Annotated in this window: 17 protein-coding genes; 13 read left to right on the forward strand and 4 right to left on the reverse strand. The window is 72.0% G+C overall.

Annotated features, from left to right (window positions below):
• The first annotated feature begins 80 nt into the window (after positions 1–80).
• From ABT048_RS04855 to ABT048_RS04895, 9 genes are all read left to right on the forward strand, one after another.
• Positions 81–3,974: a DNA-directed RNA polymerase subunit beta' gene (locus tag ABT048_RS04855; RefSeq protein ID WP_350519880.1), complete on the forward strand. Its 3,894-nt coding sequence runs from the start codon at positions 81–83 to the stop codon at positions 3,972–3,974.
• A 223-nt stretch (positions 3,975–4,197) separates the two neighbouring features.
• The gene (locus ABT048_RS04860; RefSeq protein WP_350519881.1) at positions 4,198–4,872 is read left to right on the forward strand and encodes a DUF4097 family beta strand repeat-containing protein; all 675 of its coding nucleotides are present in this window, start codon (positions 4,198–4,200) and stop codon (positions 4,870–4,872) included.
• A gap of 82 nt (positions 4,873–4,954) precedes the next feature.
• Positions 4,955–6,142 (forward strand): sensor histidine kinase, encoded by a 1,188-nt coding sequence (locus ABT048_RS04865; RefSeq protein WP_350519882.1) that lies wholly within the window; start codon positions 4,955–4,957, stop codon positions 6,140–6,142.
• A complete protein-coding gene (locus ABT048_RS04870) occupies positions 6,139–6,819 on the forward strand; it encodes a response regulator (protein ID WP_350519883.1) in 681 nt (226 codons plus the stop codon). The genes ABT048_RS04865 and ABT048_RS04870 overlap by 4 nt, the downstream gene beginning before the upstream one ends.
• Before the next feature lie 133 nt (positions 6,820–6,952).
• Positions 6,953–7,561, forward strand: a complete 609-nt coding sequence (locus ABT048_RS04875) for a hypothetical protein (protein WP_350519884.1) — start codon at positions 6,953–6,955, stop codon at positions 7,559–7,561.
• 142 nt (positions 7,562–7,703) lie between these two features.
• Entirely contained in the window at positions 7,704–8,444 is a 741-nt protein-coding gene (locus ABT048_RS04880; protein WP_350519885.1) for an SIR2 family NAD-dependent protein deacylase, read from the forward strand.
• Between the two features lie 91 nt (positions 8,445–8,535).
• Positions 8,536–9,750, forward strand: coding sequence for a cytochrome P450 (locus ABT048_RS04885; RefSeq protein ID WP_350519886.1), 1,215 nt, complete (start codon positions 8,536–8,538; stop codon positions 9,748–9,750).
• 18 nt (positions 9,751–9,768) lie between these two features.
• Positions 9,769–10,767 carry an ADP-ribosylglycohydrolase family protein gene (locus tag ABT048_RS04890; RefSeq protein ID WP_350519887.1) on the forward strand — a complete coding sequence of 333 codons (999 nt, stop codon included), beginning with the start codon at positions 9,769–9,771 and terminating at the stop codon, positions 10,765–10,767.
• A gap of 118 nt (positions 10,768–10,885) precedes the next feature.
• Entirely contained in the window at positions 10,886–12,205 is a 1,320-nt protein-coding gene (locus ABT048_RS04895) for a serpin family protein (RefSeq protein ID WP_350519888.1), read from the forward strand.
• A gap of 52 nt (positions 12,206–12,257) precedes the next feature.
• Here ABT048_RS04895 and ABT048_RS04900 read toward each other — a convergent pair whose 3' ends face one another.
• The 4 genes from ABT048_RS04900 to ABT048_RS04915 all read right to left on the reverse strand — a co-directional run bounded on the left by ABT048_RS04900 (position 12,258) and on the right by ABT048_RS04915 (position 17,301).
• Positions 12,258–13,370 (reverse strand): ADP-ribosylglycohydrolase family protein, encoded by a 1,113-nt coding sequence (locus tag ABT048_RS04900; RefSeq protein WP_350519889.1) that lies wholly within the window; start codon positions 13,368–13,370, stop codon positions 12,258–12,260.
• A 54-nt stretch (positions 13,371–13,424) separates the two neighbouring features.
• Positions 13,425–14,711: a DUF2786 domain-containing protein gene (locus ABT048_RS04905; RefSeq protein ID WP_350519890.1), complete on the reverse strand. Its 1,287-nt coding sequence runs from the start codon at positions 14,709–14,711 to the stop codon at positions 13,425–13,427.
• 119 nt (positions 14,712–14,830) lie between these two features.
• The gene (locus tag ABT048_RS04910; protein WP_350519891.1) at positions 14,831–16,453 is read right to left on the reverse strand and encodes a transporter; all 1,623 of its coding nucleotides are present in this window, start codon (positions 16,451–16,453) and stop codon (positions 14,831–14,833) included.
• Positions 16,450–17,301 (reverse strand): ABC transporter ATP-binding protein, encoded by an 852-nt coding sequence (locus ABT048_RS04915; protein WP_350519892.1) that lies wholly within the window; start codon positions 17,299–17,301, stop codon positions 16,450–16,452. Before ABT048_RS04915 ends, ABT048_RS04910 begins: the two co-directional genes overlap by 4 nt.
• Before the next feature lie 244 nt (positions 17,302–17,545).
• Here ABT048_RS04915 and ABT048_RS04920 point away from each other — a divergent pair, with 244 nt between their 5' ends.
• The 4 genes from ABT048_RS04920 to fusA all read left to right on the forward strand — a co-directional run bounded on the left by ABT048_RS04920 (position 17,546) and on the right by fusA (position 21,536).
• Positions 17,546–18,136, forward strand: coding sequence for a DUF1707 and DUF4190 domain-containing protein (locus ABT048_RS04920; RefSeq protein ID WP_350519893.1), 591 nt, complete (start codon positions 17,546–17,548; stop codon positions 18,134–18,136).
• A gap of 410 nt (positions 18,137–18,546) precedes the next feature.
• Positions 18,547–18,918, forward strand: a complete 372-nt coding sequence (gene rpsL / locus ABT048_RS04925) for a 30S ribosomal protein S12 (RefSeq protein WP_014144289.1) — start codon at positions 18,547–18,549, stop codon at positions 18,916–18,918.
• 2 nt (positions 18,919–18,920) lie between these two features.
• Positions 18,921–19,391 (forward strand): 30S ribosomal protein S7, encoded by a 471-nt coding sequence (gene rpsG / locus ABT048_RS04930; RefSeq protein WP_148644378.1) that lies wholly within the window; start codon positions 18,921–18,923, stop codon positions 19,389–19,391.
• 39 nt (positions 19,392–19,430) lie between these two features.
• Positions 19,431–21,536, forward strand: coding sequence for an elongation factor G (fusA, locus tag ABT048_RS04935; protein WP_350519894.1), 2,106 nt, complete (start codon positions 19,431–19,433; stop codon positions 21,534–21,536).
• Positions 21,537–21,652: the final 116 nt, after the last annotated feature.

Consider the following 21,652-nt stretch of genomic DNA (forward strand, 5'->3'; position numbering starts at 1 on the left):
CGACCGCGGCCGGCCCGCCCCCAGGCCCCCCTCAGACCACATGAACGACTCTCGACTTACGAAAGAGGGCTTGACGACCAGTGCTTGACGTCAACTTCTTCGACGAGCTCCGCATCGGCCTGGCCACCGCCGACGACATCCGCCAGTGGTCGCACGGCGAGGTCAAGAAGCCGGAGACCATCAACTACCGCACCCTGAAGCCGGAAAAGGACGGGCTCTTCTGCGAGAAGATCTTCGGCCCCACCCGGGACTGGGAGTGCTACTGCGGCAAGTACAAGCGCGTCCGCTTCAAGGGCATCATCTGTGAGCGCTGCGGCGTCGAGGTGACCCGCGCCAAGGTGCGCCGTGAGCGGATGGGCCACATCGAGCTGGCCGCCCCGGTCACCCACATCTGGTACTTCAAGGGTGTCCCGTCCCGCCTGGGCTACCTGCTGGACCTGGCGCCGAAGGACCTCGAAAAGGTCATCTACTTCGCCGCCTACATGATCACCTGGGTCGACGACGAGCGCCGCCAGCGCGACCTGCCGTCCCTGGAGGCGCACGTCTCGGTCGAGCGTCAGCAGATCGAGAACCGCCGCGACTCCGACCTCGAAGGCCGCGCCAAGAAGGCCGAGACCGACCTGGCCGAGCTGGAGGCCGAGGGCGCCAAGGCCGACGTGCGCCGCAAGGTGCGCGAGGGTGCCGAGCGCGAGATGAAGCAGCTGCGCGACCGCGCGCAGCGCGAGCTCGACCGCCTCGACGAGGTGTGGGCCCGCTTCAAGAACCTCAAGGTCCAGGACCTTGAGGGCGACGAGCTGCTCTACCGCGAGCTGCGCGACCGCTTCGGCACGTACTTCTCCGGCTCGATGGGCGCCGCGGCGCTCAAGGACCGCCTGGAGAACTTCGACCTGGCGGAGGAGTCCGAGCGCCTGCGCGAGATCATCCGCACCGGCAAGGGCCAGAAGAAGACCCGTGCGCTGAAGCGCCTCAAGGTCGTCTCCGCGTTCCTGCAGACCACCAACAAGCCCAACGGCATGGTGCTGGACTGCGTCCCGGTCATCCCGCCGGACCTGCGTCCGATGGTGCAGCTGGACGGTGGCCGCTTCGCGACCTCCGACCTGAACGACCTGTACCGCCGCGTCATCAACCGCAACAACCGCCTGAAGCGCCTGCTCGACCTCGGTGCCCCCGAGATCATCGTGAACAACGAGAAGCGCATGCTCCAGGAGGCCGTCGACGCGCTGTTCGACAACGGCCGCCGCGGCCGTCCGGTCACCGGCCCGGGCAACCGCCCGCTGAAGTCCCTCAGCGACATGCTGAAGGGCAAGCAGGGTCGTTTCCGTCAGAACCTGCTCGGCAAGCGAGTCGACTACTCGGCCCGTTCGGTCATCGTCGTCGGCCCGCAGCTCAAGCTGCACCAGTGCGGTCTGCCGAAGGCCATGGCGCTGGAGCTCTTCAAGCCGTTCGTGATGAAGCGCCTGGTCGACCTGAACCACGCGCAGAACATCAAGTCGGCCAAGCGCATGGTCGAGCGTGCCCGCCCGGTCGTGTGGGACGTGCTCGAAGAGGTCATCGCCGAGCACCCGGTCCTGCTGAACCGTGCGCCCACCCTGCACCGCCTCGGCATCCAGGCCTTCGAGCCGCAGCTGGTCGAGGGCAAGGCCATCCAGATCCACCCGCTCGTCTGCACCGCGTTCAACGCGGACTTCGACGGTGACCAGATGGCCGTCCACCTGCCGCTCTCCGCGGAGGCGCAGGCCGAGGCCCGCATCCTGATGCTGTCCTCGAACAACATCCTGAAGCCGGCCGACGGTCGCCCCGTCACCATGCCGACCCAGGACATGGTGCTCGGTCTGTTCTTCCTCACCTCGGACCGCGAGAACGTGAAGGGCGCCGGTCGCACCTTCTCGTCGACCGCCGAGGCGATCATGGCCTTCGACGCCCGCGACCTGGACGTGCAGGCCCCGATCGAGCTGCGCCTGCCGGCCGGCACCGTCCCGCCGCGCGGCTGGGCCGCTCCGGTGGACGAGGACGGCCAGCAGACCTGGTACGAGGGCGAGCCCTTCCGCCTCACCACCACCCTGGGCCGCGCGCTCTTCAACGAGCTGCTGCCCGAGGACTACCCGTTCGTCGACTACGAGGTGGGCAAGAAGCAGCTCTCCGCGATCGTCAACGACCTGGCCGAGCGCTACCCCAAGGTCGTCGTCGCGGCGACCCTGGACAACCTGAAGTCGGCCGGCTTCCACTGGTCGACCCGCTCGGGTGTCACCGTCTCGATCTCGGACGTCATCGTCCCGCCGAGCAAGCCCCAGATCCTTGAGGGCTTCGAGGCCAAGGCGGAGAAGGTCCAGAAGCAGTACGAGCGCGGTCTGATCACCAACGACGAGCGCAAGCAGGAGCTCGTCGGCATCTGGACCCAGGCGACCAACGAGGTCGCGGACGCCATGGCCGCGAACTTCCCGAAGACGAACCCCATCTTCATGATGGTCGACTCGGGTGCTCGTGGAAACATGATGCAGATGCGCCAGATCGCCGGTATGCGTGGTCTGGTGTCGAACGCCAAGAACGAGACCATCCCGCGACCCATCAAGGCGTCGTTCCGTGAGGGTCTCACCGTGCTGGAGTACTTCATCTCCACCCACGGTGCCCGTAAGGGTCTGGCCGACACCGCCCTCCGTACCGCCGACTCCGGTTACCTCACCCGTCGTCTGGTCGACGTCTCCCAGGACGTCATCATCCGCGAGGAGGACTGCGGTACCGAGCGCGGCCTGAAGCTGGCGATCGGCATCGTGGGTGCGGACGGCGTCCTGCGCAAGACGGACGACGTCGAGACCAGCGTCTACGCCCGCATGCTCGCCGAGGACATCACGGTGGACGGCAAGCTGCTGGCCACCGCGAACACCGACCTCGGTGACGTGCTGATCGACGAGCTGATCCGCCACGGCATCAGCGAGGTCAAGACCCGCTCGATCCTGACCTGTGAGTCGGCCGTCGGCACCTGTGCCTTCTGCTACGGCCGCTCGCTGGCCACCGGCAAGCTGGTCGACATCGGTGAGGCGGTCGGCATCATCGCCGCCCAGTCCATCGGTGAGCCCGGTACCCAGCTGACGATGCGTACCTTCCACACCGGTGGTGTGGCCGGTGACGACATCACCCAGGGTCTGCCGCGTGTCGTCGAGCTCTTCGAGGCCCGTACCCCCAAGGGTGTGGCCCCGATCTCGGAGGCCACCGGCCGGGCGCGGATCGAGGACACCGAGAAGACCCGCAAGATCGTCATCACGCCGGACGACGGCACCGACGAGATCGCCTACCCGGTCTCGAAGCGTGTCAAGCTGCTGGTCAGCGAGGGCGAGGCGGTCGAGGTCGGCCAGAAGCTGACCATGGGGGCCACCAACCCGCACGACGTCCTGCGCATCATGGGCCAGCGTGCCGTCCAGGTCCACCTGGTCGCCGAGGTCCAGAAGGTCTACAACTCGCAGGGTGTGTCGATCCACGACAAGCACATCGAGATCATCATCCGGCAGATGCTCCGCCGCGTGACGATCATCGAGTCGGGCGACGCCGAGCTGCTCCCGGGCGAGCTCGTCGAGCGCGGCCGCTTCGAGACCGAGAACCGTCGTGTGGTCGCCGAGGGCGGTCACCCCGCCTCCGGCCGTCCGCAGCTGATGGGTATCACCAAGGCCTCGCTGGCCACCGAGTCCTGGCTGTCGGCCGCCTCCTTCCAGGAGACGACCCGGGTCCTCACCGACGCGGCGATCCACGCCAAGTCGGACCCGCTGCTGGGCCTCAAGGAGAACGTCATCCTCGGTAAGCTCATCCCGGCCGGTACGGGTCTGCCCCGCTACCGCAACATCCGGGTCGAGCCGACCGAGGAGGCCAAGGCCGCGATGTACTCGGCCGTCGGTTACGACGACTACGACCTGTCGCCCTTCGGCGCCGGCTCCGGCCAGGCGGTTCCGCTGGACGACTACGACTACGGCCCGTACACCGGCTGAGTCACCTCTTCGGCCTTCGACGGCCGCTGATCGCAGGGCGGTCACCCCTCACGGGGTGGCCGCCCTGCGGCGTTCCCGGCGCCGGGCGGGTCGTCGGCCGCCCGGACCGGCTCACCCGTGCGGGGGAGGGGCGGGAACCGCTCCGCGGAGGGAGGTGGGGGAGGGGGCGGTTGCGGGAGGCTTCTCGGTGTCGGGACGACGGTGCTTTCGAAGGGGGCAGGGGATGAAGCGGGTACTGGGTGCGATGGCGATCACGGCGGGGGTCCTGGCCGGGATGATGGGCTGTCTGCCGATCGGGGACGACCAGGAGCACCGGACGGTCAGCTACGGGGTGGCCGAGCCGGTCAAGGAGCTGGTGGTCGAGGGGGAGAACGGCGGCGTGCAGGTGACCGGCGACGGCGACACCGTGAGCGTCGTCGAGAAGCAGAACTACCAGGGGGCCGCGCCGAAGAGCACGCACGAGGTGAAGGACGGCGTGCTCCGGCTGACGTACGACTGCGACCACTGCGGCATCGGGTACACCGTGCGGGTGCCGGCCGGGACCAAGGTGCGGGTCAAGGAGACCAACGGCGGCATCAGGCTGACCGGGCTGGCCGGCGACGCGGAGGCCGACGTCAAGAACGGCGGGGTCGACGCGAGCGGGCTCAGCTCGGCGCAGGTGAAGCTGACCGCGGTGAACGGCGGGGTGCGGGCCGACTTCGCGGCCGCGCCGACCAAGGTCGAGGCGACGACCTCGAACGGCGGGGTGCGGGTGAAGGTCCCGACCGGGGAGGCGTACGCGGTGGACGCGCACGCCTCGGTCGGCGGCGTGGACGTGGGCCTCCCCTCGCAGTCGGGTGCGGCGCGCAGCATCACCGCCCGGGCGGAGACCGGCGGCGTGACGGTCAGCGGTGCCTGACCGGGCCGTTCCGGAGGTCCTGCCGGTAGGGCATGATCTTCTCCGCGGGGGCGGCGTCCCCGGCTACGGGGGAGGTACCGGGGTGGAGCGTGCGACGGGTCGGCCGAGCTGGTCGGCCGGGCTGAGTCCGTACGTGCAGGACTCGCTGCTGGCGGTGGTCGCGGCGGGGGTCGCGGTGTGGGCGGTGTCCCAGGACGAGACGGCCTGGTCGTGGTGGATCTACCTGCTCGCGGTGGCGACCGCGCTGCCGCTGCCCTGGCGGCGCCGGAGGCCGCTGACGGTGCTGACGCTGGCGACGCTGCCGTCCCTGGTGATCTCGATCGTGGCGCACTCGGCGAACCCCCAGGTGCCGCTGTCCGGGGTGATCGCCCTCTACACGGTGGCGGAGCGGTCCTCGGAGCGGGTGCGGTGGAGCGTCCTGGCGGTGGTGGTGGTCGGCAACGTCGTCGGCACCCACTCGCCGAACGGCGCGCTGTTCAGCCTGCTCACCTCCGTCGGCACCTTCGTGTTCGGCTCGCTGGTGCGCGCCCAGCGGAAGCTGGCCCGGCTGCAGGCGGAGCGCGCCCGGGAGGCCGGCGAGCGGGCGGCGAGCGACGCGGCCCGGGCGGTGGCGGAGGAACGGGCGCGGATCGCCCGGGAGATGCACGACATCCTGGCGCACGCCGTCTCGCTGATGGTGATCCAGGCCGAGGCCGGGCCGGTGGTGGTGCACAGCGATCCGGACCGGGCGATCCGCGCGTTCGACACCATCGCCGACGCGGGCCGCGATGCGATGGTCCAACTGCGGCGCGTGCTCGGGGTGTTGAAGGACCCCGAGGCCGGCCGCCAGCTGGCGCCGCAGCCCAGACTGGCCGAACTCGCCGACGTGGCCGAGCGGGTGCGCGGGGCGGGGCTGCGGGTGGAGCTCGAACTCCCGGAGGAGAAGGGCGCGTTGCCGGCCGACGTGGAGGCGGCGGCGTACCGGATCGTGCAGGAGGCGCTGACCAACACGGTCAAGCACGCCGGGGCCGACCGGGTGGCGATCCGGGTGCGGCGCTCCGCCGAGGTGCTGGAGGTCGTGGTCTCCGACAACGGCCGCGGGGTGCCGCCGACGGCCGACCGCGCGGTGATCGGCTGGTCGGGCGGGCGCGGGCTGGTCGGCATCCGGGAGCGGGCGGCGGCCTGCGGCGGGCTGGCCGAGGCCGGGCCGGGGCCGGAGGGCAGGGGTTTCCTGGTGAGCGCCCGGCTGCCGCTGGCCGCGGGCACGAGGGTGGAGAGGGTGGGCGGATGACGCCGATTCGGGTGGTCGTCGCGGACGACCAGGAGCTGGTGCGGGCCGGGTTCGGGATGATCCTGGACGCACAGCCGGACATCGAGGTGGTGGCGGAGGCGGCCGACGGCGCCGAGGCGGTCGAGGCGGTGCGCGCGCACGGTCCGGACGTGCTGCTGCTGGACGTCCGGATGCCGGTGATGGACGGGCTGGAGGCGGCCCGCCGGGTGTGCGCGGAGTTCCCCTCCACCAAGGTGATCATGCTGACCACCTTCGACATCGACGACTACGTCTTCGACGCGCTGTACGCGGGCGCCAGCGGCTTCCTGCTCAAGGACGTCCGACGGGACGACCTGGCGCACGGGGTGCGGATGGTCGCCTCGGGGGAGGCGCTGCTCGCACCCTCGGTGACCAGGCGCCTGATCGGCGAGTTCGCCGCCCGCCGGCCGGGCGCGCCGGAGCGGGCGGTGCGGCCGCCGTCCAAGCTGCTGGAGCAGCTGACCCTGCGCGAGCAGGAGACGCTGCAGCTGATCGCGCGCGGGCTGTCCAACGCGGAGATCGCGGCCGAGCTGGTGGTCAGCGAGCACACGGTGAAGACGCACGTCAGCAACGTGCTGAGCAAGCTCGGCCTGCGGGACCGGGTGCACGCGGTGGTGTTCGCCTACGAGGCGGGGGCGGTGGTGGCGGGGGAGTCCTGACGCCCGGGGGCGGACCGCCTCCCCCGTGCGGGGGAGGCGGGGAGTTCGCCGGTGCGGGCGATCCGGGACGAGGGGTCCGGCGGACAGGCTGTGCGGTGTCGGAACGGATCACGGACACCGCAGGAGACCGCAGATGAACACCACCCAGCACAGCCGCCGCACCGCGTACGCCGTCGTCGGCGCGCCCGCCCTGATGGCCCTCTACGGCGGCATCCGCCTGGTGCCGGGCTCCCGCGAGCCGGGCCTCGGCTGGACGGTCGGCCACACCGCGATGTTCGCCGGGCTGCTGCTGTTCGCCCCGCTCTTCCTCGCACTGCGCCGGCAGCTCGCCCCGCGCGGCACGGCCGGGCGGATCGCCGCCGGGGCGGCGCTGGGGACGGCCTTCGCGGGGCTGCTCTGCTCGCTGGCGCAGATCGGCATCGACCTGGTGGTCGGCCTGGTGGCGGCGGACAAGGCCGAGCAGTCGCGGCTGTTCGACCGGGTGCAGGAGGTGCCGGGGGTGCTCCCGGCCGTGTACCAGGTGGGCCCGCTGTTCTTCTACGTCGGCCTGCTGGCGCTGCTGGTCGCCGCGTCGGTGGGCGCGGCCCGGACGCTGCGCTGGTGGAGCCCGGTGCTGATGCTGGTCGGCACCGTCGCCTCGGCGGCCGACCTGGCCATGATCCCGGTGGCCGCCGCCTGCTACCTGGTGGCGCTGGCCCCGCTGGCCCGTCCGGTGGCGGCGCCGCGGCCGGCGCTGGCCTGACGCCAGGGCAGGCCCGACGCCGGCCGGTCGGCTAGTCCGGAGGGCCGGCCCGCGCGGGGTGACCGGCCCGGTGCGCGGGGGGAGTCGGCGGGCCCGGATTTTCGGTGGCCGCGGGCGGGCCGGGCACCGTACCGTCCGGGGCATGAACGCGAAGCGTCCCCTGATCGCCGTGCTCACCGGCGCGGGCATCTCGACCGACTCCGGCATCCCCGACTACCGCGGCCCGCAGGGGCTCTGGCAGCGGGACCCGTCGGCGCAGGAACTGGTCACCCTCCAGCCGTACCTGACCGACGGCCTGGTGCGGGAGCGGGCCTGGCTGATGCGCCGCGACGCCGGGGCGCTGGCCGCCGAGCCGAACGCCGGGCACCGGGCGCTGGTCGAGCTGGAGCGTTCCGGGCTGCCGGTGCGGGTGCTCACCCAGAACGTGGACGGGCTGCACCAGCTCTCCGGGCTCCCCGCCCGCAAGGTGCTCGAACTGCACGGCACCGCACGGGAGGTGCAGTGCGTGCGCTGCCGGGTGACCGGGACGATGGAGGACGCGCTGGCGAGGGTCGCGGCGGGGGAGCCGGACCCGGCCTGCCGGGAGTGCGGCGGTGTCCTCAAGCCGCGCACGGTGATGTTCGGCGAGAACCTGGACCCGGTGGTGCTCCAGCAGGCCGACGCGATCGCCCGGGCCTGCGACGTCTTCGTCGCGGTGGGCACCAGCCTCCAGGTCTACCCGGTGGCCGCGCTGCCGCAGATCGCGGTGGAGAACGGCGCCCGGCTGATCGTGGTGAACGGCGAGCCGACCCCGTTCGACGAGGCGGCGGACGAGGTGATCCGGGAGCCGATCTCCCGGTCACTGCCGGCGCTGGTGCGGCGGCTGGTGGCCGAACAGGCCTGAGGCGAGGGGGCCGGAGGGGGCTCCGCACGGACGCACCGCGTGCGTACGATGATCCTTCCGGCTCCCCCTCACGGCCTGGAGTGATCGACCGATGACGACGACGGCGAACTTCGACCCCTGGTCGGCGGCGTTCGTGGCCCACCCGTACGACGCGTACGCCGAGCTGCGCGAGCACGCGCCGGTGACGTACTTCGAGCCGACGAACCAGTGGCTCGTCTCCCGCCACGAGGACGTCAGCGCGCTGCTCCGCGACCGGCGGCTCGGCCGCACCTACACCCACCGCTTCAGCCACGCGGAGTTCGGCCGCCCCGAGCCCGACCCGGCGCACGAGCCCTTCCACACCCTGAACGACCACGGGCTGCTCGACCTGGAGGCACCCGACCACACCCGGATCCGCCGGCTGGTCTCCAAGGCCTTCACCCCGCGCATGGTCGAGGGCCTGCGCCCGACCGTCCGGCGCCTGGCCGGCGAACTGGTCGACGACCTGCTCGCGGCCGGCGGCGGCGACCTGATCGCCACCGTCGCCGAGCCGCTGCCGGTCGCCGTGATCGCCGAGATGCTCGGCGTGCCGGAGGGCGACCGGCACCTGTTGCGGCCGTGGTCCTCCGACATCACCGGGATGTTCGAACTCAACCCGAGCGAGGAGGCCGCCCGCCGGGCCGTCACCGCGAGCACCGAGTTCTCCGACTACCTGCGCGCCCTGATCCGCGAACGCCGGGCGGAACCCGGCGAGGACCTGGTCAGCGCGCTCATCCAGGCCCAGGAGGGCTCCGACGCGCTCAGCGAACAGGAGATGGTCTCCACCTGCGTGCTGCTGCTCAACGCCGGCCACGAGGCGACCGTCAACACCACCGGCAACGGCTGGTGGGCGCTGTTCCGCCACCCCGAGGAGCTCGCCCGGCTGCGCGCCTCGGTGGACGGGCTGCTGCCCACCGCGATCGAGGAACTGATGCGCTGGGACACCCCGCTGCAGATGTTCGAGCGCTGGGTGCTGGAGGACATCGAGGTCCACGGCGTCACCGTCCCGCGCGGCTCCGAGATCGCCCTGCTGTTCGGCTCCGCCAACCGCGACCCCGAGCGCTTCGCCGACCCCGACCGGCTCGACCTCGCCCGCACCGACAACCCGCACATCACCTTCGGCGCCGGAATCCATTTCTGCCTCGGCGCCCCGCTTGCCAGACTGGAGCTCACCGAGTCCTACGGCACGCTGCTGCGCCGGGCCCCGGGCCTGCGGCTGGTCCGCGAGCCCGAGTGGAACCCGGGCTACGTGATCCGCGGGCTCAAGGAACTGCAGGTCGAGGTCTGACGACGAGGGGGAACGGCCGTGGGCAAGGCGACGGGGGCACTGCTGGGCTTGGCGATCGGTGATGCGATGGGCCGGGTGACCGAGTTCCAGGACGTCGAGCGGATCGCCGTCGACCATCCGGACTGGCGTCGACTCCCGCTGCCCGCCAGGGCGTCGGTCACCGACGACACCCAGATGACGCTCGCTCTCGGCCGCGGCCTGCGCACCGCCCTGGCCGACGGACCGCTGACCCCGCTGCGCCTGGAGCGGCCGGTCCGCGAGGAGTTCGTCGACTGGTGGCGCTCCCCGGAGAACAACCGCGCCCCGGGCATGACCTGCCTGCGCGCCTGCGAGCGGCTCAGCCGCCCCGAGTACCGCTGGCAGCAGGCGAGCGACGTGGGCTCCAAGGGCTGCGGCGCCAACATGCGGGTCGCCCCGATCGGGCTGGTCCGCGCACTGGACGCCCGGCAGCTCTCCGGCGCCGCCCAGCTGCAGTCCGCGCTCACCCACGGCCACCCCACCGCGCTCGCCGCCAGTGACCTCACCGCGTACGCCGTCCGCAAGCTGGCCGAGGGCGTCCCGCCGGCCGGCCTGCCCGCGGTGCTGCGGGCGTACGCGCTGGCCGGCCGGGAGCGCTACGACGAGTTCTGGCTCGGCGACCTCGCCGACCGCTGGTACGGCAGCTCCCCGCAGGCCGTCATGGCCCGCGGCTGGGACGACTGCCTCAAGGTGCTCGACGACCTGGAGGCCGCCCTCGCCGCGCCCGACGTCGAGGCCGACCCCTGCCTGGCCACCGGCGAGGGCTGGGTCGCCGAGGAGGCCTTCGGCACCGGCCTGCTCTGCTTCCTGCTGCTGCCCGACGACCCGGTCGCCGCCGTCCGCCGGGCCGCCTACTCCAGCGGCGACTCCGACTCCCTCGCCTGCCTGACCGGCGCCTTCGCGGGCGCCCACCACGGCGAAGCGGTCTGGCCGGCCGAATGGGTGGACCGGATCGAGTACCGGGACGAGCTCCTGGAGCTCGGGGCGCTCTGGGACTGAGCGGTCGAGGCCCGGTCCCGGTCCCGGGGCCGGCCGGCGCGCTCCCGGCCGGTGCGCTCCCGGCCTGCGTCCCCCCGGGCGGGCGGAACCGCTCGGCGGGGTGGTGCGTCGAAGGGCCATGACGAACCGCAGCACCGGAACCCGTCGTACGTCCCGCCGCCCGGCGGCGCTGCTCCTCGCCGCCGCACTCGCCGCGCCGCTGCTGGCCGGGTGCGGCAGCACCGGGGCCGCCACCGGCGCGGAGGTGAGGGCCTCCGCACCCGCCAGTCCGCCCGCGGTGGACCCGGCCCGGGTGGCGGCCACCGCGAAGGCCACCGACGCCTTCGGACTGGACCTCCTGCACACCCTCACCGCCACGCCGGACGGCGCCGGCCGCAACGTGGTGCTCTCCCCGTCCGGGCTCTCCACCGTGCTCGCCATGCTGCTGCCCGGTGCCCGCGGCGCGACCGCCCAGGAGCTGGCGAAGGCCCTGCACACCGAGCTCGACCCGAAGCAGTACGCCCTCGCCGTCGGCGCGCTGAACCGACCCGTGCCGACCACCGACGGACTCACCCTGCACCGGAGCGACGAGGTCTGGACGCAACAGGGCTTCACGGTGGAGCCCGACTACCTGGCGACGCTCGCTGCGGCCTTCGACGCCGGAGTGCACACCACCGACTTCAAGAAGGACCCGGAGGGCAGCCGCAAGGCGGTCAACGCGGCTGTGGAGAAGGCCACCGAGGGGCGGATCAAGGACCTGTTCGCCCCGAAGGCGATCAACCCGGACACCCGGCTGGTGCTCACCGACGCGCTCTACCTCAAGGCGAAGTGGGCCTCCGCGTTCAAGCCCGCGCACACGGAGGACCGTCCGTTCCACAAGCTCGACGGCACCGCGCCGAACGTCTCCACGATGGGCCAGACCGGCGACTTCAAGTACGCCGACGGCTCCGGCGGGATCGTCGGCGAACCCTGGCAGGCCGTCGAACTGCCTTATGCGGACGGCGGACTGGCGATGGACCTGATCGTTCCCGCGCAGGGCGGCTTCGACGCCTTCACCAAGGGCCTGGACCAGCCCCAGCTGGACCGGATCCTCGGCGCCCTCAGCGCACAGCCCGTCGACCTGCAGCTGCCGCGCTTCCACTTCGACACGTCCAACGAGCTCACCTCCGCGCTGCGTTCGCTCGGTGTCCACACGGCCTTCGACGACGCCGACCTCGGCGGCATCGCCAAGGAGCCGCTCGTCGTCAGCTCGGTGGTGCAGAAGGCCACCGTGCAGGTCGACGAGGAGGGGACGGTCGCGGCGGCCGGCAGCGGGGTCGGCGTGGGTGCCGCGGCGGCGCCCGCCCCGCGTCAGGCCGCCCAGCTGCACATCGACCGGCCGTTCCTGTTCCTGATCCGGGACACCGCCGGCGGGCAGCCGCTGTTCCTCGGCCAGGTCACCGACCCGCAGGCCGGCTAGGCGCGCTCACCGGGCCCGGCCGGGAGCGCCCGTCGCGCCGGGGCCGGCGGGCTCACCAGGCCGGGTAGCGCCCGCCGAGCCCCGGGTGGAGCGGGTCGCGGGTGCCGAACAGCACCAGCAGGTCGTCCGCGACCTGCCGCAGCTCGGCCCGCCCCTCGACCGCCCCGGCCCACTCGGCGGGCAGCGCCGAGGCGCCGTACGCGGCCCCGACCAGGTTGCCGCAGACCGCGCCCGTCGAGTCGCTGTCCCCGGAGTGGTTCACCGACAGCAGCAGCGCGGTGCGCACCGGGTCGGGGTCGAGGGTGGCCGCCAGCAGCGAGTACACCGCGATGGCCAGGCACTCCTCGGCGATCCAGCCGAGCCCGACCCGCTCCACCGCCTCCGCCGACGGCTCGGACTCCTGGGCGACCCGCACCGCCCTGGCCAGCGCCTGGACGGTCTCCTTGGACGCCGGCAGGTCGCGGATCTGCTCCACGGTCTCGCCGACCGCCGCCCACGGCTCCGTCCCGTTCGCGAGCCGCTCGACCAGCGCCGCGAAGGCGCCCGCCGCGAGGTACCCGGTCGGGTGACCGTGGGTGAGCTGGGCACACTGCACCGCCAGCCCGAAGGACTGCTCGACACCCAGCCGCGCCAGCCCGAACGGCGCCGAGCGCATCACCGTGCCGCAGCCCTTGGAACCCGGGTTGATCGGCCCCGGCCGCCCGATCACGGACGGCGCCTCGAACACCGGGTGCTCGGACACCCCGCTCAGGCAGGCGTTGCCCGGCGCCCGCCGCGCGTACAGGAAGGGCTGCCGCAGCAGCCAGCCGTCGTACGGGCGCGGCTGCGGCGCGGTGTCCGGCGCGGGCTGGTACTGCGTCATCAGCCAGCGCCGGTAGGCGCCGTGGACGGCCTCCGGCACCGAGCCGCCGCCGCCCGTCCAGCCGCGCACGAAGCCGCGGATCAGGCCCTCGGCGGTGAACAGCGTCATCTGGGTGTCGTCGGTGACCTCGACCGGCCCGGGACCGCCCGGCAGGGAGGTCACGCCCTCCGGCCCGTAGCGGCCCTGGATCTGATGGAGCTGCTGGAACTCCACCGGCCAGCCCAGCGCATCGCCGACGGCTCCGCCGAGCAGCGCTCCGCGCACCCGGTCCCGGTACCCCGACTCGGCAGCCGGCTCCGTCACGTCGGATCCCCCTTCGTTCGTGGCGGAGTAGTTCTATCAGGTCCGCGTGCGAAGCTACCGGCGGATCTGCCCGGCGCGCCCGTGCAGCGCGGCCCGGTCGGCGGCGGCGCGCCCGGCCGCCCAGCCCTCGCCGTCGCTGACCCGGACCCGCTGGGAGACCAGCTTCGGGAACAGCCGGCCGACCTCCTCGTCCACCGCCTCCGAGCGGGCCGCGAGCGCGGGCAGAAGCCGCGCGTCCGGCAGCAGCTGCTCCTCGGTGCCGTCCTCGCGCAGGTGCCGGCCGGCCGCGGCGGCGCTGGTGGTCCGCTCGGTGGCGGCGGTCAGCCGCTCGCGGATCCGCGCCGCGTACGCGACCAGGAAGGACTGCCGGAACGCCTTGCTGCGCGAGTCCCGGCGGGAACCCGCCTTGTTGAGCGCATGGGTGGCCTGCACCAGCAGCGAGGTGTAGAGCAGTTCGACGCCGTCCAGGTCGCCGTCGAAGCCGACCACGGTGCAGAAACCGAACTCCTTCGCCCAGACCACCCGGCACCGGTTCGCCGCCGCGACCGCGTCCAGCAGCATCGTCTTGGGGCCCTCGTACGGGTTGTCCACCCCGATCCGCAGCGCCGCCGGGGCGTTCCGGTCCGCACCGGCGGCCGCCAGCAGCGCGTCGTCGATGCTGTGCTGGGCCATCAGCTGCTGGGCCTTGGCGGTCAGCGCCTCGGCCTCCTCGGAGTACTCGGTGGACTCGGCCTTGGCCAGCAGCGCCCGGATCCGGGCCAGCATCCGCGGCTCGCCGGCCGGGGGCCCGGGGTGCTGCGGGCCGGAGTGCCGGGGCCGCCCCGCCTGCCCGGGGCCGGGCCCCACCGGGGCGATCGGGGGCAGCCGGCCCCAGGTGCGCAGCAGCTCCAGGACGGCGGTGGCGAGCGCGAAGCGGTCCAGCCGGTGCCGCTGGGCGAAGGCCCCCAGGTACTGCTCGTCGCCGGGCCACCAGACCTCGGCCTCCAGCTCGCGCAGCTGCTCCAGCCAGCGCCGGTCGAGCGCGGCCGCCGGGTGGCGGCGGCCCTCGGCGGCGATCAGGTCCACCGCGAGGGCGAGGTGGACGGGCTTCAGCCCGCGCCGCACCACCCGCACCAGGTCGGCCGGGCGCCAGCCGGCGGACCAGCAGCGGCCGACGGCGGTGTCCGCGTACCCCAGCAGCGCCCGGCTGACCGCCGACCACTGCCCGGCCGAGGCGGCCAGCAGGGACGCCCCGTTGTCCAGGGCGAGGTCCAGCCCCTCCTCGGGTGCCGTCAGCACCGACCGCACCGCCTGCTCCAGCAGCGGCCCGGCGTCCCCGCCCTGCTGCGTGCGCTTGCCCACGGTGTGTCCCTGCTCTCCTCGACGGCCCGGTTCCTCCTGCCCATGATGCCGGAGCGCGCACCGAGGACCGGGAGCGGACGGCGGGGCGGCAACGAGCGGGGGCGCCGATGGTGGTGCGGCTAGCGCTCGACGGCCGTGGCCAGGATCTCCGGGGCGCGCTCCAGCAGCCGGGTGGCCGCCATCCGCACACCGAGGACGGCGACCAGCGCGCCGTAGAGCGGGCCGATCAGCAGGACCGGCCAGCTCGGCCCGTCCGAGATCAGCGCCCAGCCGAGGTAGCCGCCCACCGGCAGGGCGAGCAGGGCGACGCCGATCATCGAGCCGAAGGAGTTGAGCATCACCAGCCCGCTCTGGCCCGGGGCGGCGTTGCGCATCGGGTTGCTGTCGGCGGGCATGCTGTACGGCACCAGCACGCTGAACATCGCGCCGAGCGCCACCCCGCAGCCGAGCAGCGCGAGCGCGAGGCCGACCGCGGCGGGCAGCTCCGCCCACGTGCCGGTGACGGCCGCCAGCACCAGGCCGAGCACCAGCGTCACCGGGATCGCGTACGACAGCACCGCGTACGCCCGGCCGCGCAGCTCGTCCCGGGCGTCGGCCGGGGTGCGCAGAGTGGCGGCGACCATCCAGAACGCCGAGCCGTCCATGCCGAACAGGTTGAGCATCTGCAGCCCGAGGAACGTCCCCGTCATCGCCAGCAGGTAGACGCTCGCCCAGCCCTGGACCATCGACAGCACACAGATCACCACCGTCATGCCGATGCTGGTGAACACCGCGGCCTTGGCACGCGGTTCGCGCCAGGCGTACCGCAGGTGGCGCTGCATCACCGCGCCGGTCCGGCCCCCGGGCAGGAAGCCCCAGCCGCGCGAGCGCTGCACCCCGCGGGCCACCTCCAGGGTGGAGGAGTCGGCGGTGACCATCAGCTCCTGCAGGCTGCTGCGCCACCAGCGCAGCAGCAGCGCCACCAGCACGCCGGCCGCGGCGAGCTGCAGCAGCGCCAGCCCGTACCGGCCCTCGGCGGCGGTGCGCGGCGCGTCCGCCGCGCTGATCGGCGGGATCCAGCGCAGGACGGAGGCGATCGGCTTCAGCGGGCTGAGGTCGATGTCGCCGCCGGGGCGGCCGAAGATGCTCTGCGAACCGACGTTGGCGGTCTGGATCAGCAGGGCGAAGGCCAGCCCGCCGAAGACCGCGAAGTCCTTGCCCCGGCGGCTGGAGAGCATCCGGGCGTTGCCGGCCGCGACCGCCCGGGAGAGCGTGACCAGGCCGAGCAGTGCGAGCGGCACGCCGACCACGGCGACCGCGGCGGAGGCCCCGCCGCCGGCGCCGGCCAGCACCGCGCCGGTCACCAGCACCAGGTTGATCAGTGGTCCGGGCCCGATCAGCGCGGCCAGCAGCGAGCCGCGCAGCAGCGGACCGGGCCGCAGCGGCAGCATGGTGAGCCGGGTCGGGTCGGCGCTCTCGTCGCTGGAGAACAGGAACAGCGGCAGCGCCGCCCAGCCCAGGGTCAGCACGCCGAGCAGCATCACCCCGGCGTCCCCGGAGCCCGCGAACCGCCCGTTCAGCGCGGCCATGGCGACGGCGATGCCGGCCGCGAAGGCCAGGCCCACGACGCCGCCGAGCACGTAGACGGTGGTCCTGCCGGGGCTGCGCCGCAGCCCGTTGCGCAGCAGTCGCAGCTTGAGCGCCACCAGGGCGCGGACCACCGTCCGCCCGTCCGGCACCGCGCCGGGCACGGCCGCAGTCACTGCGCGCCCCCGAGCTGTCCGCCGTCGAGCTGCCCGCTGCCGAACTGCCCGCCGCCGAGCCAGCCGAGGGCCTGCCCGTCGTCCTCGCGGACACCGATCAGGTCGAGGAAGGCCTCGTGCAGGCTGCGCCCGCCGCGGACGGAGTCCAGCGGGCCGTGGGCGATGACCCGGCCCGCGTTGACCACCGCGACCCAGTCGCAGAGCTGCTCGACCAGCTCCATCACGTGGCTGGAGAAGACGACCGTGGAGCCGGCCGCCGCGTACCGCTTGAGCACACCGCGGATGGTCTGGGCGGAGACCGGGTCGACGCCCTCGAAGGGCTCGTCCAGGAACAGCACGTCGGGGTTGTGCAGCAGCGCGGCGGCCAGGCCGATCTTCTTGCGCATGCCGGTGGAGTAGTCGGCGACCAGCTTGTCGGCGTCCCGGCCGAGGTCCAGGACGGCCAGCAGTTCCTCGGCCCGGCGGTCGACCTCGGCGCCGGGCAGGCCGCGCAGGCGCCCGGTGTACTGCAGCAGTTCGCGCCCGCTGAGCCGCTCGAACATCCGCAGGCCCTCGGGCAGGATGCCGATCCGTGCCTTGACCAGGACCGGGTCGGCCCAGACGTCGGCGCCGTGCACCAGGACGGTGCCCTGGTCGGGCCGCAGCAGCCCGGTGACCATCGACAGCGTCGTGGTCTTGCCGGCGCCGTTCGGGCCGACCAGGCCGATGAACGAGCCCGCCGGCAGTTCCAGGCTCAGCCCGGCCACGGCGGCCTGGGCGCCGAAGTGCTTCCACAGCCCTCGGATGCTGACGGCGGACGGGGCGTCCGGTCGGGGGAGGTCGGAGGGAGGTGGTGCTGACGCCTGCATCGCTGCCTTCTCTGCTCGTGGTCGGCGGAACTGCTCTCCGGCTCAGCCTGTCACTGCACGAACGGGCTGTCGCCCGAGTTGAGGATCCCCTGAGCGTGTCCGCCGAACGGGTGAGGCACGCCGTGCGGAACGCCTTTCCCGACCTTGTCGGTCCGATTTGGCAACTACTCAGTTCGCCTGTTCGTCCTGCACTATGAGGAGCAGTGAGGGTGCGCGGGGGAACCGCGGTACCGGGAGGTGGCGGATGTCCGTTCAACCGTGGGGCGAACCCGGTCCCGCCTACAAGCACGGCCACGAGCCGGGCCACGGCCACCGGCCGGTCGTCGGCTGGCAGCCCGCGCCGATCCCGGCCCAGGCTCCTGTCCCCGCTCCGTCCCCGCAGGCCGCGATGCGGGCCGGCCACGCGGACCGCGACCGCACGGTCGACGTGCTGAAGGCCGCCTTCGCCGAGGGCCGGCTCTCCGTCCAGGAGTACGAGCAGCGTCACGAGGCCGCCGTCGAGGCGCAGACCTACGGGCAGCTGGCCGCGCTGGTGGCGGACCTGCCCGCCGGCCCGATGACGGCCCCCGCCGGCCCGCCGGTCCCGGCCACCTTCCTGCCCGCCGCGCCCCCGCCGGCCCGCCAGACCAACGTGCTGGCGGTGGTCTCGGTGGTGTGCGGCCTGAGCGGTTTCCTGGCGCTGCCGGCGGTGGGTGCGGTGATCACCGGGCACATCGCCCGGGCCCAGATCCGCGAGCGCAACATGGACGGCGACTGGGCGGCCGTCCTCGGCCTGGTCCTCGGCTACATGGGCAGCGCCTTCTGGGCGCTGCTGATCCTGGTGGGCATCGCCTAGGCCGCGCGGCGGCGCTCCGCTGGCGGGCGGCCGACGACTGTGGTAGAGCGGGTGAAGACGGCCCGACACCGGGCGGTCACGTGCGGGACACCCGCGTGACGCCCGGCCGAAGGCGACGACCTGCGGCGTTGCATTTGTTTTGACCGCGCCCCATGCGCTAGGTACGCTCTGACCTTGTGCCTGGGGTGTCCCCGGGTCCTTGTGCGTGCATGCACACCGGTCGCCGCGCCGAGCCGGAGCGCTTTCCAGCGCCCCGCGCGTAGAGCGCCGTCGCTGTACATCAGCCATGGGATTCCGTGTCGGAAAAGCCCAACACACCCGACCGCGTGGGTCGACCACGGGGCCGGTTGCGAGGGAAGACACCGCAGGTTAGTTCCACCAAGCCTTGGCACACAGAAAACGGAGAAACGGTGCCTACGATCCAGCAGCTGGTCCGAAAGGGCCGGCAGGACAAGGTCGAGAAGAACAAGACTCCCGCGCTGAAGGGCTCCCCGCAGCGCCGTGGGGTCTGCACGCGTGTGTACACGACCACCCCGAAGAAGCCGAACTCGGCGCTTCGTAAGGTCGCCCGTGTGCGCCTCACCAGCGGGATCGAGGTCACCGCTTACATCCCGGGCGAGGGCCACAACCTGCAGGAGCACTCCATCGTGCTGGTGCGCGGTGGTCGTGTGAAGGACCTTCCTGGTGTCCGCTACAAGATCATCCGCGGTTCGCTCGACACCCAGGGTGTCAAGAACCGCAAGCAGGCCCGCAGCCGCTACGGCGCCAAGAAGGAGAAGTAAGAATGCCTCGTAAGGGCCCCGCCCCGAAGCGCCCGGTCATCATCGACCCGGTTTACGGCTCCCCGGTCGTCACCCAGCTGGTCAACAAGATCCTGCTGCACGGCAAGCGCTCCACCGCCGAGCGGATCGTCTACGGCGCCCTTGAGGGCGTCCGTGAGAAGACCGGCTCCGACCCGGTCGTCGCGCTGAAGCGCGCGCTGGAGAACGTCAAGCCGGCCCTTGAGGTCAAGTCCCGCCGTGTCGGTGGCGCGACCTACCAGGTTCCGGTCGAGGTCCGTCCGGGCCGCGCCAGCACCCTGGCGCTGCGCTGGATGGTCGGTTACTCCCGCGCCCGTCGCGAGAAGACCATGACCGAGCGCCTGATGAACGAGATCCTCGACGCCAGCAACGGCCTGGGCGCTTCCGTGAAGCGTCGCGAGGACACCCACAAGATGGCCGAGTCCAACAAGGCCTTCGCGCACTACCGCTGGTAGTCCGTACCCCGTCACTAGACAGAGAGAGAACGAGCCACCATGGCTGCAACCTCCCTTGACCTCGCCAGGGTCCGCAACATCGGGATCATGGCGCACATCGACGCGGGCAAGACCACCACCACCGAGCGGATCCTGTTCTACACCGGTGTCTCGTACAAGATCGGTGAGGTCCACGATGGCGCTGCCACCATGGACTGGATGGAGCAGGAGCAGGAGCGCGGCATCACGATCACGTCGGCCGCGACGACCTGTCACTGGACGGTCGACGACGTCGACAACACCATCAACATCATCGACACCCCGGGTCACGTCGACTTCACCGTCGAGGTGGAGCGTTCGCTGCGCGTCCTCGACGGTGCCGTGACGGTGTTCGACGGTGTCGCCGGTGTCGAGCCCCAGTCCGAGACCGTGTGGCGGCAGGCTGACCGCTACGGCGTCCCGCGCATCTGCTTCATCAACAAGCTGGACCGCACGGGCGCGAACTTCTTCTTCTGCGTGCAGACCATCGTGGACCGCCTCGGCGCCACCCCGCTGGTCATGCAGCTCCCGATCGGTGCCGAGTCGGACTTCCAGGGCGTCGTCGACCTGGTCCGCATGAAGGCGCTGGTCTGGTCCGCCGAGGCCGCCAAGGGCGAGATGTACGACGTCGTCGACATCCCGGCCGAGCTGCAGGAGCAGGCTGACGAGTACCGCGAGACGCTGATCGACACCGTCTCGAACATCAGCGACGAGATCATGGAGCTCGCCCTTGAGGGCGAGGAGATCCCGGTCGAGCTGCTGCAGGACGCGATCCGCAAGGGCACCCTGAACTCGGACTTCACCCCGATCTTCTGCGGTACCGCCTTCAAGAACAAGGGCGTTCAGCCCCTGCTCGACGCGGTCGTCAAGTACCTGCCGTCCCCGCTGGACATCGAGTCCATCGAGGGCACCAAGCCGAACGACCCGGAGACCAAGATCTCCCGCAAGGCGTCGGACGACGAGCCGCTGTCCGCGCTGGCGTTCAAGATCATGTCCGACCCGCACCTGGGCAAGCTCACCTTCGTCCGGATCTACTCCGGCCGCCTGGAGTCCGGCACCTCGGTGCTGAACGCCGTCAAGGGCAAGAAGGAGCGCATCGGCAAGATCTACCGCATGCACGCGAACAAGCGTGAGGAGATCGAGTCGGTGGGCGCCGGCGACATCGTCGCCGTCATGGGCCTGAAGCAGACCACCACCGGTGAGACGCTGGCCGACGAGAAGAACCCGGTCATCCTGGAGTCCATGGACTTCCCGGCCCCGGTCATCCGCGTCGCCATCGAGCCCAAGTCCAAGGGTGACCAGGAGAAGCTGGGTGTCGCCATCCAGCGTCTCGCCGAGGAGGACCCGTCCTTCCAGGTCAACACGGACGAGGAGACCGGCCAGACCATCATCGCGGGTATGGGCGAGCTGCACCTTGAGGTGCTGGTCGACCGTATGAAGCGTGAGTTCAAGGTCGAGGCCAACGTCGGCAAGCCGCAGGTCGCCTACCGCGAGACGATCCGTTCGGCCGTCGAGCGCATCGACTACACGCACAAGAAGCAGACCGGTGGTTCGGGCCAGTTCGCGAAGATCCAGATCGCGATCGAGCCGCTTGAGCAGGCCGAGGGCTACGAGTTCGTGAACAAGGTCACCGGTGGCCGCGTGCCGAAGGAGTACATCCCTTCGGTCGACGCCGGTTGCCAGGAGGCCATGGAGTTCGGTGTGCTCGCCGGCTACCCGCTGCAGGGTGTCCGCGTCACGCTGCTCGACGGTGCGTCGCACGACGTCGACTCCTCGGAGCTCGCGTTCAAGATCGCCGGCTCGATGGCCTTCAAGGAAGGCGCGAAGAAGGCCAAGCCGGTCCTTCTTGAGCCGATGATGGCCGTCGAGGTCACCACGCCCGAGGACTACATGGGCGACGTGATCGGCGACATCAACTCTCGCCGTGGCCAGATCCGGTCCATGGACGAGCGTCACGGTGCCCGCGTCGTCACGGCGCTGGTGCCCCTCTCCGAGATGTTCGGCTACGTCGGTGACCTGCGCAGCAAGACCTCTGGTCGCGCCAGCTACTCGATGCAGTTCGACTCGTACGCCGAGGTCCCCAAGGCCGTGGCTGAGGAGATCATCGCCAAGTCCAAGGGCGAGTGAGTCCGGCTCTGCCGGCCTCGGGATCAGTCCGACATTCGGGATGATTTCGACCCCTTAGGCTATGAGGAGGCGACCCGGGAGGATCCGGACGGATCCTCCCGGGGCCTCCGGCCCCC

The sequence above is a fragment of the Kitasatospora sp. NPDC096140 genome (assembly GCF_040303045.1).
Classification (GTDB): domain Bacteria; phylum Actinomycetota; class Actinomycetes; order Streptomycetales; family Streptomycetaceae; genus Kitasatospora.

Excerpts from the sequence above, each read along its gene's own strand:
- fusA (WP_350519894.1), top strand. The coding sequence starts at position 19,431 with ATGGCTGCAACCTCCCTTGACCTCGCCAGGGTCCGCAACATCGGGATC.
- ABT048_RS04880 (WP_350519885.1), top strand. The coding sequence starts at position 7,704 with ATGAACGCGAAGCGTCCCCTGATCGCCGTGCTCACCGGCGCGGGCATC.
- ABT048_RS04885 (WP_350519886.1), top strand. The coding sequence starts at position 8,536 with ATGACGACGACGGCGAACTTCGACCCCTGGTCGGCGGCGTTCGTGGCC.
- ABT048_RS04915 (WP_350519892.1), bottom strand. The coding sequence starts at position 17,301 with ATGCAGGCGTCAGCACCACCTCCCTCCGACCTCCCCCGACCGGACGCC.
- rpsG (WP_148644378.1), top strand. The coding sequence starts at position 18,921 with ATGCCTCGTAAGGGCCCCGCCCCGAAGCGCCCGGTCATCATCGACCCG.
- ABT048_RS04895 (WP_350519888.1), top strand. The coding sequence starts at position 10,886 with ATGACGAACCGCAGCACCGGAACCCGTCGTACGTCCCGCCGCCCGGCG.
- ABT048_RS04920 (WP_350519893.1), top strand. The coding sequence starts at position 17,546 with ATGTCCGTTCAACCGTGGGGCGAACCCGGTCCCGCCTACAAGCACGGC.
- ABT048_RS04860 (WP_350519881.1), top strand. The coding sequence starts at position 4,198 with ATGAAGCGGGTACTGGGTGCGATGGCGATCACGGCGGGGGTCCTGGCC.
- ABT048_RS04870 (WP_350519883.1), top strand. The coding sequence starts at position 6,139 with ATGACGCCGATTCGGGTGGTCGTCGCGGACGACCAGGAGCTGGTGCGG.
- ABT048_RS04875 (WP_350519884.1), top strand. The coding sequence starts at position 6,953 with ATGAACACCACCCAGCACAGCCGCCGCACCGCGTACGCCGTCGTCGGC.